This window comes from Draconibacterium sp. (genome assembly GCF_041583095.1).
In the GTDB taxonomy this organism is placed as follows: domain Bacteria; phylum Bacteroidota; class Bacteroidia; order Bacteroidales; family Prolixibacteraceae; genus Draconibacterium.
Window position 1 is genome coordinate 23771 of record NZ_JBFHGM010000017.1, and the last position, 13352, is coordinate 37122.

General features: G+C 41.3%; 15 protein-coding genes. 7 read left to right on the forward strand and 8 right to left on the reverse strand.

The features are described from left to right. The first annotated feature begins 84 nt into the window (after nt 1-84). Complete coding sequence (locus ABZB17_RS02995; protein ID WP_372648033.1) at nt 85-1566, forward strand: B12-binding domain-containing radical SAM protein; 1482 nt, start codon at nt 85-87, stop codon at nt 1564-1566. Nucleotides 1567-1879: 313 nt separating this feature from the next. Here the strand turns inward: ABZB17_RS02995 and tnpA are convergent, their stop codons facing one another. Further along, a complete protein-coding gene (tnpA, locus tag ABZB17_RS03000) occupies nt 1880-2338 on the reverse strand; it encodes an IS200/IS605 family transposase (RefSeq protein WP_372648034.1) in 459 nt (152 codons plus the stop codon). Nucleotides 2339-2609: 271 nt separating this feature from the next. Here tnpA and ABZB17_RS03005 point away from each other — a divergent pair, with 271 nt between their 5' ends. The 5 genes from ABZB17_RS03005 to ABZB17_RS03025 all read left to right on the forward strand — a co-directional run bounded on the left by ABZB17_RS03005 (nt 2610) and on the right by ABZB17_RS03025 (nt 7139). Next, on the forward strand, nt 2610-2828 hold the full coding sequence (locus ABZB17_RS03005; protein ID WP_045025805.1) for a Nif11-like leader peptide family natural product precursor: 219 nt from the start codon (nt 2610-2612) through the stop codon (nt 2826-2828). 455 nt (nt 2829-3283) lie between these two features. After that, on the forward strand, nt 3284-3493 hold the full coding sequence (locus ABZB17_RS03010; protein ID WP_372648035.1) for a hypothetical protein: 210 nt from the start codon (nt 3284-3286) through the stop codon (nt 3491-3493). A gap of 333 nt (nt 3494-3826) precedes the next feature. Continuing rightward, nucleotides 3827-5629, forward strand: coding sequence for a thiamine pyrophosphate-dependent enzyme (locus ABZB17_RS03015; protein WP_372648036.1), 1803 nt, complete (start codon nt 3827-3829; stop codon nt 5627-5629). Between the two features lie 2 nt (nt 5630-5631). Further along, nucleotides 5632-6264, forward strand: coding sequence for a 2-oxoacid:acceptor oxidoreductase family protein (locus tag ABZB17_RS03020; protein WP_372648037.1), 633 nt, complete (start codon nt 5632-5634; stop codon nt 6262-6264). Nucleotides 6265-6281: 17 nt separating this feature from the next. After that, nucleotides 6282-7139, forward strand: coding sequence for a hypothetical protein (locus ABZB17_RS03025; protein ID WP_372648038.1), 858 nt, complete (start codon nt 6282-6284; stop codon nt 7137-7139). Nucleotides 7140-7398: 259 nt separating this feature from the next. Here ABZB17_RS03025 and ABZB17_RS03030 read toward each other — a convergent pair whose 3' ends face one another. After that, nucleotides 7399-7953: a transposase gene (locus ABZB17_RS03030; protein WP_372648039.1), complete on the reverse strand. Its 555-nt coding sequence runs from the start codon at nt 7951-7953 to the stop codon at nt 7399-7401. A gap of 49 nt (nt 7954-8002) precedes the next feature. Then, a complete protein-coding gene (locus ABZB17_RS03035; protein ID WP_372648040.1) occupies nt 8003-8230 on the reverse strand; it encodes a transposase in 228 nt (75 codons plus the stop codon). Nucleotides 8231-8641: 411 nt separating this feature from the next. Between ABZB17_RS03035 and ABZB17_RS03040 the strand changes: the two genes are divergently transcribed. Next, the gene (locus ABZB17_RS03040; protein ID WP_372648041.1) at nt 8642-9382 is read left to right on the forward strand and encodes a hypothetical protein; all 741 of its coding nucleotides are present in this window, start codon (nt 8642-8644) and stop codon (nt 9380-9382) included. Between the two features lie 380 nt (nt 9383-9762). Here the strand turns inward: ABZB17_RS03040 and ABZB17_RS03045 are convergent, their stop codons facing one another. The 5 genes from ABZB17_RS03045 to ABZB17_RS03065 all read right to left on the reverse strand — a co-directional run. Further along, nucleotides 9763-10059 (reverse strand): hypothetical protein, encoded by a 297-nt coding sequence (locus ABZB17_RS03045; RefSeq protein ID WP_372648042.1) that lies wholly within the window; start codon nt 10057-10059, stop codon nt 9763-9765. 1211 nt (nt 10060-11270) lie between these two features. Then, the gene (locus tag ABZB17_RS03050) at nt 11271-11660 is read right to left on the reverse strand and encodes a hypothetical protein (protein ID WP_372648043.1); all 390 of its coding nucleotides are present in this window, start codon (nt 11658-11660) and stop codon (nt 11271-11273) included. Nucleotides 11661-11700: 40 nt separating this feature from the next. Then, on the reverse strand, nt 11701-12471 hold the full coding sequence (locus ABZB17_RS03055; RefSeq protein WP_372648044.1) for an HNH endonuclease: 771 nt from the start codon (nt 12469-12471) through the stop codon (nt 11701-11703). A gap of 234 nt (nt 12472-12705) precedes the next feature. Next, nucleotides 12706-12960, reverse strand: coding sequence for a hypothetical protein (locus tag ABZB17_RS03060; protein WP_372648045.1), 255 nt, complete (start codon nt 12958-12960; stop codon nt 12706-12708). Between the two features lie 176 nt (nt 12961-13136). Further along, on the reverse strand, nt 13137-13352 hold a 216-nt coding region (locus tag ABZB17_RS03065), incomplete at its 5' end, for a hypothetical protein (RefSeq protein ID WP_372648046.1).

A 13352-nucleotide genomic window follows, 5' to 3' on the forward strand; every position in this document is an offset into this window, starting at 1 on the left:
TCCCGGCCTCTAATCCCATTTACTTTTTATTCCGGATCATCGTTCCGAACTTTACAATTACGCAATCAAAAAAAACAGTCGACGATGAAAATATTACTGGTATACCCGGAATACCCCGATACATTTTGGAGTTTTAAATATGCCCTGAAATTTGTTTCCAAAAAAGCCGCCTACCCGCCACTGGGGTTAATTACTGTGGCTTCGTTGTTACCCGACCATTGGGAAACAAAACTGGTTGACATGAATATTGAAAAACTACATTCATCAGACCTGGTCTGGGCCGATTATGTTTTTCTCAGTGCGATGAACACCCAGATTCTATCGGCAATTACGGTAATAGCTCGTTGCAATCACCTCAATATTCCGGTTGTTGCCGGCGGGCCGCTTTTTACTGCCGATTATAAGAAGTTCGGCAATGTCGATCATTTGGTTTTAAACGAAGCAGAAATTACCTTGCCTCATTTCCTTAAAGACCTGGAAAACGGCTATCCGAAACACCTTTACCAAACCGAACAGTTTGCCACTATGAAGAATTCGCCGGTACCCGATTATTCGCTGGTTAAGCTGAATAAATACACATCACAATCGATCCAGTTTTCGCGCGGATGTCCGTTTAACTGCGAATTTTGCGACATTACAGCATTACTGGGTCACCAGTGCCGGCTAAAATCAACTGATCAGATTATTACCGAATTACAAAACATTTACGATCAAAACTTCCGTGGGTCGGTATTTTTTGTTGACGACAATTTTATCGGGAATAAAAAGCGCATAAAAACAAAACTGCTTCCGGCCATCATTACCTGGATGGAGCAACACAATTATCCCTTTCATTTTACCACCGAAGCATCGATAAACCTGTCGGACGACGAAGAGTTAATGAACTTAATGACACGGGCCGGTTTCCTGAGTGTTTTTATTGGCATAGAAACGCCCGAGGAACTATCGCTGAACGAATGCAACAAAGTGCAAAACAAAAACCGAAACCTCATCGACAGTGTAAAAAAGGTTCAAAAAGCCGGCATGGAAGTATTGGGTGGTTTTATTATTGGTTTCGACAGCGATACACCCAATATTTTCCAGCGACAAATACAGTTTATCCAGGAAAGCGGAATCATTTCGGCAATGGTTGGTTTGCTGAACGCCCCAACCAAATCTCAACTCTATAAAAGACTACTATCCGAAGGGCGGATTCTTGATGACTGGGATGGCGATAATACCAGCAATGCCATGAATTTTATACCGAAAATGGACAGCGAAAAGCTCCGGAATGGATTTAACCAGGTTATTCGGGGCATATACAGTGGCAAAGCATTTTACGAGCGGGTAAAAAACTTCCTGAAAGACTTCGAGCCAAAGGTAAAATCCAAAAACAAAATGAATGCTACCAAATTAAAAGCATTCTTTAGGTCGGTTTTTATTATTGGTATTCTCGACCGCGACCGGAAATACTACTGGAAACTGTTTTTCTGGAGTTTGATTCATCGCCGCGACATGTTTCCAATGGCCATAACCTATGCCGTATACGGTTATCATTTTAAACGATCGTATACAAAGATCTTTTAGGTGTTTATGGTTGATATAAACTCATTCACACATTCTGGATGATACCTATATTCCGTCCCTATGGGTCTGTGATTTGTTTCGTACCTACGGCACTACTTATATTTCACATCTACGATGCTACCGGGATTTCGTCCCTCCGGGACTTTTATATTGTTATCCTATTCTTGATATTGTTCCTCAAGAATAGCATTGTAGTTACGAAATATTGCTAAAAATATATTACACATTCCAGGCAGTCCCGTAGGGACGAAAAGTCGGTAAAAGCAGCAAACATCTGCTGTAGAAGTGCCGTAGGTACGAAACAAAACCAGGGTTATACCGGCCTAAAAATATACCGCTCATCAAAAGGAATATCAAAATCCTCTAGAAACTTTATGTATTCTTCGGTAAACGATTTTGTTTTATGATGCTCTTTTTGATTTTCGATATAATCAACTACCTGGCTAATTTGCGATCTTCTATACGAAAAAGCACCAAATCCTTCCTGCCAAGAAAATCTCCCCGAAACAAAATTATTTTGATTGATCCATTTTGAAGAATTGGCTTTTACATCCTGCACCAGTGACGAAAGAGTCTGGTTGGGTCTCAATCCAAAAAAGATATGGAGGTGATCGGACATTCCATTTATGGCCAACAATTTATGGCCGTTGTTTTGGATAATCCCAGTTATGTATCGATACAAATCGGTTTCCCATTGGGGACGAATAACACACAATCGGTTTTGAACTGAAAAGACGGCCTGAACATGGATTTGGGTGTATGTGTTTGCCATAACATTTGTGTTTTATGCATTTAAAATTACAAAATGTCAATTAATTGTTTCGTACCTAAGGCACTTTTGTTTTCTGATTAATTTATTTCTACTGGGATTTCGTTACTACGGGACTGACAGGAAGGTAAGTAAACCCCGGCAACAATATCAAATTGTTAACTCAAACTATCACACTGTTTACATTATGATATCGTATTGTGATTTTTTACGATAATTATCAAATAAAACCATTGTTATAATTTCATTTTATTAATCAATTAATTGAATAAGCATGTCAAAGGAAAGAGTTTTTGAGTTTCTGGATAAAGGTGCCGACGACCGCCAGTTTCGTATTAAGTACGACAACTGCTTCTCGATGGAGGAATTTTGTAAAATGGCCGCTGAAGATGGATTTGAGTTTTCGGTTGACGACCTGAAAGCTGCTTTACGCGAAAACGGCGATGATTTCGATTCATACGGCAATCCGCCCAAAAAAGGAATCTGGGTATAAGTTTTGCCACCGATGAGCCCGGATTGCTTCAAGCATCAGAAGAAGCAATTTACTTTTTAACCACACAAGGCCCCAGCGGTAACAAGATTTTTTCGGTCTCCGTCATCTGGTCACAACTTCCAACAAAAAAGAGGCATACAAGGTACGCCTCTTTCTAATCCATTTTGTTGTAAAGAATTATATGCTATGGATCGTCAAAATGTTTTTATGGTAATCGCAAAAACAAGCATGATGCCAACTCAGGTAGAAGAAATAAAGCTCACTCTAACAGGGACTTAAGCACATAAGCGATATCGATTAAATTATCAAAACGAAAATATTCTTATCATATTGAAATTTCATACAACCCCGGATTCATTGATTTTCAAATCATTCTGGTTACGCAATCTGAACATTAAACTTCATTTGCCACATTAATTCCTTACATTTGAAGGTAACACTGAAAGCCGTAAAACATGGAAGAAAAGAAGAAGCCAACAGAACAGGAAAACAAACCGGAAGAAAAGAAAGACCCCAACTGGATTGAAAAGACAGAGGCCAAAATAGACGAAGCGGCTGAAAAGATCTACCAGAGCGAAGCCTACCGCAAAGCCGATAAAAAAATGGAAGACGCCACCAAAAAGCTTTTTCGTAAAGCGGGGCGTTTGTGGGGGAAACTAAAATAACTGTCAGAACCACGCGAAAGGGTTTGGGTGCTTACTATTTTACTACAATAACATCATTCAACACGCCATTTTCTCCTGCTGACAATAACGTACAGTGTGAGGTAAAATGTTTTTGTACTCATTCCTTGTAAATACATCCAGCCAGTATACCACTGCGAAAGGATTTGCGCGTTAGCAGGGTTGCTCTCGTGCAACATTTATTGCAAAATACAGATCATCCATATCAATTTGATAGTAAAAGTTTTAATAAATCTATAATTAATATATTTTTGCCCGCATTTACTAAAAATCTATAAATATATTCTCGTTACTGAGAGGAATCACTTTTGAACTATGGACATTGGAGTTGAGCTTGCAACAATGCAAATGATGAATGGTAACGAGGCAGTTGCCAGAGGTGCTTTTGAAGCAGGTGTAAAAATTGCTTCCGGATTCCCGGGAACACCTTCTACAGAGGTAATGGATTATACACATCTGAAACACCCGGAGATTTATTGCGAATGGTCGACAAATGAAAAAGTAGCTTTGGAGGTTGCCATTGGTGCTTCTTTTGCAGGTTACCGGAGTATGGCAATAATGAAGACCGTAGGTTTACACGTGGCTGCTGATGCATTGGGCGGAGCTGCCGGTAGTCAAATCAACGGCGGATTAGTATTGGTGGTTGGCGATGATGTGGGCCGTATTGCTGGCGACGATTACAACGATTGCCGTCATTACGGGAATATGTTTAACATTCCGGTATTGGAGCCAAGCGATAGCCAGGAAGCCAAAGACCTTATGATAAAGGCCTTCGAGATAAGTGAAGAATACAGCACTCCGGTGATCTTTAAAATCACTTCTGTAATTTGCAAAACCAGCAGCGGCGTAAAAATTGATCCGGACTATACCTACGAAGAAAAATTCAGAAACAAATATCCCATCAGTTTCAGTAAGGTGATAATGACTACCATTATGACCAAAGCAAAGGGTTCGGAGCATCCAAAACTGACCAAGTGCTTTAACGACTTTCCTGCGCATATGAACCGTTTGGCTGAAGACAGCAACGATTTCGAAATAAACAGGCTGGAGCTGAACGACAAAAAAATCGGGATAATAACTGCCGGTACTCCTTACTATTACGTAAAAGAAGTTTTGCCCGAAGCCTCTGTGCTTAAACTTGGGCTTGTTACACCGCTACCGGCAAAGCAGATAAAACAACTGGCCGAACACGTAGACAAACTTTATGTGATTGAAGATGGCCACGATATTATGGAGAAGAATATCAAGGATCTGGGCATTTCGGTTATCGGGAAAGAACTGTGGCCAAAATTTCCGGAGATGATGCGTTTTACTCCCGATGTTATCGAAGAAAAACTGGTGCCTGATGCACCAAAGAGAACACCCCAGGAAGGCGTACCTTTTAGGTTGCCGGTGAGTTGTGCCGGTTGTTCGCACCTTTTTATTTCGCGCGTATTAAAGAAACATAAAATAAAGGCGGCGGCCGATGTTACCTGTGGTCTTATTGGTTGTTTCCCGCATATGGAATCGTATTCCCTGCAAAAATGTATGGGATCGAGTATTGCTTTGGCGCACGGTTACAACGTGGCAAAAAACAATACCGAAAATTTTGTGGCCATGATTGGTGATGGTGGCTTCTGGGCAACCGGAGTAAACGGGCTGATGAACCTGATATTCAACAATAGTCAATCGACAGTGATTATTGTAGACAACAGCTGCCTGGCGATGACCGGCGGACAAAATGTGGCATCCAGCGAATTTGGGTTCAATTACAAACCGGAGAACAAACTGGATATTGCCAAAGTATGCGAAGCTATCGGCGTAAAAGACGTTGTAACTGTTGACGCCTACGAATTTGAAAATCTTGAAGCCTCAATACTGAAAGCGGTAAATTCTAAAACCAATTCGGTGGTGATTGTGAAAAAACCTTGTGTTACAAAATTCAAACTGCCTAAAGAAAAGCCGTATTACATCGATCAGGATGCGTGTACAAAATGCCGCAAATGTGTGGGAGTTGGTTGTTTGGCCATTGAAAGTAAAGGAAATAACGGATCGACAGAAATAGTGATCAACGAAGATATTTGTACAGGTTGCGGATTGTGTTCTACGGCCTGCCAATTTGAAGCAATAAAAAATTAGATATGCAAGACTCAGGAAAGAATATCATCATTGCCGGTGTTGGAGGACAAGGAATTCTCCTTTTTAGCAATCTTTTAAGTAAGTTTTATCTGAAACGGGGATACCACGTGAAAATCTCAGACGTGATTGGTTTGGGCCAGCGTGGTGGAGGTGTCGAGAGCCATTTCCGTTATTCCGCCAAACCCGTGTTATCGCCGTTTATTAAAGCAGGAGATGTTGATTACGTTATATCTTTTGAGCAAACGGAAACACTGCGGCATTTGCATGCGCTAAAAGAAGACGGTGTGCTACTGACCAGCACCTACGAGCTTACTTCAACCAGCGTTAATGCCCGGCTGCAAAAAGATTTGCCTGAGTGTAAAACCGAGATGATAAAACGGTCGGAGAATACGAAATTTATCATCGAACCGAATGCGCATAAAAACCTGGATTTCGATATCAACAAAATGATGAATGTGGTGATGTTGGGCTACTATGCCGAGTTGAGAAACTATCCGCACGACGAAATGATTCAGATCGTTCGGGAAAACGTTCCTGCAAAGTTTGTTGAAGGCAACATAAAGGCCTACGAGATGGGAAGCCAAATTGCCCGGGAAGAACTGGTTGCTGAAGAATGTGTAGCCATTCGTTGTTAAGTCGAAATTGTTCTGTTATGGAATTGCCTGAAGGTGTAGTACTGCTCGACAGTTTAGGGGATTTACAATCCGATAATATCCACCCCATTCTTGTTTGTGGATCGCATTGCGGAGGCAGTAGCGATTTGGCCGCACACATAAAAAACTGCGGCGTAAATGTTGCTTTTCTCAACAATGCAGGTGTTGGCAAAAATCAGGCAGGAATCAGAGGTATCACCCATTACGATGCAGCGAATATTCTGGCTTGTGCCGTAGATAATTACAGCGCCGAGATTGGTATTTCACAAGATACCTGGGAAAGCGGAATTATAAGTCACACCGGCCCGAAAGCGGAAGCTGCCGGAATAAAAGCAGGTGATTCGGTGAAAGAGGCCATTGCCAAAATAAGTCATATTGCAAAGGCGCTTTCATTCGAAACAAAAAGTAAGAACGATGAATCCGCTGCAGAGAACAATGTACAGGAAAAGAGCACTGCGGGAGACCTCAAAAAACAAAAGCAAACACCAATTGCCGGAACAACTGTTACCGTAACTGACAGCATAACTTTTTTAAACAAAAGCAATGCAGGAGATATCGTGGTATGTGGATCGCACGGAGGAGTGAGCGCAGGTGCTTATGCACAAAAATACCACGTAAAAGCCGTGTTTTTTAACGATGCCGGAATCGGTAAAAACAATGCAGGCATAAAAAGCCTCGAATCGCTGAGCGAGGCAGGAATCCCTGCCTGCACGGTCGACTGCATGAGTGCAGAGATCTTCAACGGACAGGACGTTCTGGACAACGGCATAATAACGGTTTGCAACCAGCTGGCAAAGGCGGCAAACATCAACGAAAAGATGACGGTAAAAGAGGCCATTCAATTCCTGTCGGAATAAATCCTTCCCCACGCTGGTAACGCTGGGCTCCGCTACCGCGCGAATCTCCGCTACCGCGCGAATCCTTTCGCGTGGTTACTATTCTACTACTCCGCTACCGCGCGAATCCTTTCGCGTGGTTGATAACTACTTTACTACAATAACAGCATCTAACAGTCCTTTCTCTCCCGCATAATCAGCAGCACTGCTATACAAATAATCTTCCGTCGCTACCGCGCGAATCTCCGCTACCGCGCGAATCCTTTCGCGTGGTTGATAACTACTTTACTACAATAACAGCATCTAACAGTCCTTTCTCTCCAGCATAATCAGCAGCACTGCTATACAAATAATCTTCCGCCCTGGTAACATATCCTTCTTCTACAGGATTTTGATGAACATATTCTATTTTTTCATCGATTACCTTATTGCTCCATAATTCGATTGGCTTATTGTCGTGCCTCCAAAACTGATACCGTTTAACATTTAACGATTCATTCGCTGCTTTTTGAAATTGTTTAAGCAGCAATTCTTTTCGACTCTCCTGAGGATTGTTTTTTATCGCCTTAACAACTGCGTTACTGGTAAATCGTTTAAAATCACCAAGAAGCAATTCCGGCTTTTGACTGCCCGAACTTCTGAAAATTAAATGTACATGATTAGGCATTATACACCAGGCAAAAATCTCCATTCCTTTCTCTTGCTGACAATAATGTAAACTCTCTAGCAAAATGTTTTTGTACTCATTCCTTGTAAATACATCCAGCCAGTAAACAACAGCGAAAGAAACAAAGTATACACCATCAGGATTAGAGAATTTGTAATTGCGGCTCATTGTGGATTGGTTTTTAGAACATGTTTAAAATTAACACTTTTCTATAGATTTACCAGACCACGCGAAAGGATTCGCGCGGTAGCAAGGCCTTAACAACTGCGTTACTGGTAAATCGTTTAAAATCACCAAGAAGCAATTCCGGCTTTTGACTGCCCGAACTTCTGAAAATTAAATGTACATGATTAGGCATTATACACCAGGCAAAAATCTCCATTCCTTTCCCTCCCTGCCCCTCGTTTGTAACGAGGGGTAAATATCTTGTCGTTTGTAACGACAATTAAAAAGTTTGTAACAGGTAAATAACATAATTTCTACCTGTCGATACAATCGACCGAAACCCCAACCCCTTCCCGAAAAATTCGGGACAGGCTGTTGCAAACGAGGGGGAGACGAAATTGTTCTACCTGCTACATAACATATTGACAACCAACCGTATTTTCCATAATTTTATACTCGTTAAAAACCAAAAAACACGGTTAAGCCAGAACCCTCTGAAATTACCGTAAAAATTTTAACACCGATCTGCTCACGTGCTAAAGGAATAGCATGTACACGCCATTATAGAATGCCGGCGTGCATACGAAAAAGGCCACCTGCAAGGCTTTCACAAACGGCCTGAGAACCGAAAAGCCTGCAGATGGCCAAAGTCAATAATTAATTATTACCAACTTTTTAAAAGTAGAAAAAAATGTCAAACATTGAAGACTACAATGCCAAATTAGCCGAGATTGAGGCTATTCCCAACGAGGAAGTTAAAGATCCCGGCATGCCTGTTAACGTTGCGTTGCAGGAAGCCGAAAACCTCTACCACTGGAGTTTAGACGATGCCGAAGAACTGGCTGTGGTAGGAATTGACCGAACCAAAATCGGAGATTTACCTGTTCGTGCAGGTGCCTGCCGCGAGGCGCAATCCATTTGGAACAAAGATTTCAGGTCGCAACAGGAAGCCCAGGAAGAATGGGCCATACAGGCACCACTGGCCTACGAGTTCAAATACGATTTGCTGGCCTCCATGCGTTTTGCCTACCGTAAAAACGATGCGCTTTTAGGTCGTGTAAGCGCCATTGCCGATGGTAGTGGCCATGCCGATATGATTCAGGATCTGAACGACATTGCTGTTTTGGGCCGCGAAAATCCCGAGCCACTGACAGCCATTAGTTTCGATCTTGCACAATTAAATGAGGCTGCAACATTGGCCGATACTTTGGCCAACCTGCTGGCTGAAGCCAATGGCGACAAAGCCGATCCAAACGAATCGAAGATCGTTCGCGACAAGGCCTATATTCACATGAAAGAGCTGGTAGATGAAATTCGTGAAGCCGGCAAATATGTGTTCCGCAAAGATCCGAAACGTTTAAAAGGGTATAGTAGCGATTACTGGCGGAAACTACACCGTAAGCAAAACAACAATGACGAAGATGCTGAATAATAGCATCCTGCACCATTTTGGGGCGTCCTGCAAGCTTGTAGGGCGCCCTGCTTGTTTAATCCCCTCCCTGCACGACTTTTACCCCTTCCTGCACTGCAGGATTACAAAAAACTATTGCAGGACGAGCAAAAAGGCTGCAGGATTGCCCGAATAAGCTGCAGGATCGTGAAAAAAGCCGCAGAAAACACCAAAACTACTGCAGGACGTGAAAAATAGTTGCAGGACGGAGCTTTTTGTTGACAGACAGGATAATGTGCCCCCGGTTTTAAAAGTTACTGAAAGGCTTATGCCTGGTGGGATTGGGGAGAAATGAAAGACTGAACGGAGTGTAACCGTTTACTCTTTCCGGGGCAGATGTGCCGACCCCGGGAACCGACGGCTTAGTTCTGAATCGATTGGCGGAACTCCATCACTTTTTCAAAAAAAGACCGATCCTCGCCCAGCTCCATTATGCGAACCACCTTATGCCCGCATGCAGCACAGTGCCCTTCAATGCGGATATCGTTCAGATCGTCGAGACTCGTAGTGTAATCCACCACTCCTTTGGGGCAACCGGTTTTGCAGTTACCACAATACACACCATTTTCCAGCAAAAATTGCAAATCCTGTTTCTCCTCTTCGTTTAGCAACACATTTAGTTGAAAAGGATTTAGTGTTATCTCCTTTTGTTTTTTCACTCGAATGTAATTAAGTTAATATTTTGTATTTCTAACATATACGATCTCTGTTTTACTATTTGATGGTCGATACCCGTGGAACTCGCATGATAATTTATTTATGTCCTTTTGTGTTCCTTAGACCATGCTCCTTTCATCTCATTAAAATTGTTTAGTCCATTTGTATTCGATGTAACTCCCGATGAATTTTAATTCTTCTTGTTTGTGAATTTGAAGAATAAAAATTCATGCTCGTTTCATAAAAGCAGTTTTTCGTCACCTCTAATTTAAACAATTCGCCTGAGTAATTGATGATGATAATTAACAGTAAGTATACCCTGAATGCAAATTTCTAAGGCACAGAAAAGATCAAAACAATACCAGATAACGTGTTTCTAAATCGGAGGGCCCGGAATTGATGCGATCAACTTTCTTGTTCTTGCCAAACAAAACACCGATTGCAGATCTGAACGAGAGCGCTTAGCAGGGAATTAAAATTTTATTTCAAAGTATAGACGAATTGTGACAGAAAAGAATACTTTTGCCCTGCTTTTTAGGGCTTGGCTTCCACCTGCTCTAATCAGTTTAAAACCTTATCATTTATTTGGTAAGGTTTTTTTATGCTACGCCAGCCCGGCAATGGAGATTATTAAGGATCACCTGTGAAATCTGGTGGATTGCAATTTTGAGACAACAGTGAATCTTCTGTTATTTTCTGCCTGCCGGCGGCCTTCATTTTTGTCTTGATACAAAAACGAAGCAAAAAGCTCAAGGCTACTTTTGATCCTTCCCCTCCGTTATCATAAAACCCAAGTTCGGACGGGTGATCTCCTCGATCCCTCGGAGCTTCCCGCTCTCACTAAGGTTTTATTTCAACTTCGGGCAAAGACCAAAAGAGGCCGTCCAGTAATGCGACGTCAGCTGCATCGGAGCCTGGCCTCGGCCAGTGAACCGGAAAACAAGTGGTGTCGGCGTTAAAAAATTACTGATGTTTGAGGAGGTACGACTGCCTGTCCCGATCGTAGCATCGGGAAGTTTCAGGAATTTTAGCTGGCATCGCGTAGATTTTCCGAGTGAATTGGGCGCAGCCTTGGGTTTTCTGTCTACTCTTTGGGCTAAGCCAAAGAGTAGAATCGGCCCGATAGGGCAAAAGGATGTTTCCCGCGCTTGTAGCTTATTGATTATTGAAGTATGGATATTCTTCTCCACCGAATTTTACGAGTGATCCATTATTAAAATTCGCAGGTAGCAAACTCATTTACAAGCATTCCTTTTTTGCCCGTAAACGTAATTTCAACATATCGAAGGTGTTCTTTACCCGAAGCATCTTTGGTTTCCAGCATACGGTGATAAGTTTCATCCAAGGCGCTGAAGATTTTAAAGGGAGTTGAATAAAAACTGACAAGCGGATTTATAGGAACGCCGTATTTAAGTTTATCCGCCATTTTAAGTTTCGAGATACTTACCAGCTCAATGTCCTGTTCCTGATAGTATTCCCGAAGTAATTGTTCCAGCGCTTTTATGCCGGTATATCGGTTGTAGAATTGGTAGAGTAAGAACAACACTACTACCCCTGCCATCGACAGCACCAATAATAATTCTTCGGATGGGAAGTAGGGCATAGTGGTTTATTCTTATGGGATTTGCAGGACAACGAAGTTATTACCCTAAAAATCGTTCATCCAAATGTTTTTCTAATAGTAATGGGCTTGGTAAAAAACGCTCAGGTTTTTTAATGCTTTTATTGTGATAAGAAGAAAAATATTGTTGAATGAATTCATCTGTCGATTTCCTAAATTCAGAACAAATTAAAATTTTGTAATTCTTATCAATCGCTAAGTAACCGTTCTCAAACGCCTTATCATGCAAATTATTTAGTAACAATCCATTTTGTGGATTCAATCGATTCTCCACATCTTTTGCCCATGGAGTAATATGACTCGCAATTAAAAAATCCTGATTAGCAAATCCAGTTACAGCGCAACTCCCCTGATAATTTGCAAGAACAATGTCACGAAAAACTCTTTGATTTACTCTAGTTTTTACTTCTCGTAATTTTGTTTCTCCTTTAAGATTATTAGTTCCATCAAGAATCTTCTTGTACTTTTCATCAATAGTAGTATTCTCAATTTTCGCTAATATTCGTTCACTTTCAAAAACTAGTTCCTCTTTGTTTTCATGAAACTCATCCCAAATGGGTTGAACTTGTTTTATTCCTCCGGTCAATCCTTTTACTCCACGTTGTTGATGATATGGATCGACACTGGCAAAGTTACTCAAGCGCATTGAAACAGCACTTGGCGTTCGGTCTATCAAACTTGCCAACCTTATTATATCTGAATTGCTATGGTGAAATTTACCAAATGGAATTTTTAGGTATAAGTTAAATGTTAAGATTAATTCAGCTTTTGACCATGGTTTTCGTTGTGACATGTTCGGATTAATTTCTTAGCATAAAACTAATAGAATTTTCGTTAAAAAACCTAGCTTTCAACTAATAGAAAGACAAACCTACAGTTCGGTGCCAAACAGATATTTATTTGTTCTTCTATTTCGGAGGTGTAATATCCTTGTAACATTTCAGTTCTTACACCACATTTAGGGCAAGTGGTAGGTTGGTCTGAGATGAGAAATAATTCAAGAGCAGATTGGTTGAAGAGACTGTGTTCATTCATTTGATTCCTTTAACAATATAAATTCGCACCAATCATGATCCAACTCCGTGTTATAGATAGGAAACTGAGGTTTTATTAATCCAAAGTCTTCGGGCACAAAATACAAATCATCAATAAGCTGACTTCTAAACCACTTCTCAAATTCTTGAAGTGATAAATTATCGGGATTATCTATTTCTGCTTCTTCATAAAGTTTGTAGTTGGCAGCATCTCGGTAAAGGTATTCAATGATAATTCGGTGTTTCATAAATCACAAAACAACGTAAATAAAGATCACCTGTCAACGGACTATAAGTAACATAGAGAAAAATTTAGCACCAACATTTAGCTCCGCTGATTTTCAATTCAGGCTTAGTGTTTTTGCCCTTAATGCGGCTCCTATTATACAAGCGGGTAGCTTTATTGTGTACGTCGGTCATTTGACTACTCTCCTTTAAGTGAGTAAATATTTAGCACATTACCGTGGCGCACCAATAAATGCTTGTTATATATTGAGGGGTGTGCCCAGTGTGGCCCCTGCCCGTCTTTCATCTGGAAAGTACTTACCACTTTTAGCCGGGTTCTGTCGGGCTGCACCAGGGCAATATTTCCCTGTTTTTCTTCGTAAAAATACAGCATTCCATCGGCAGCAATTACCGA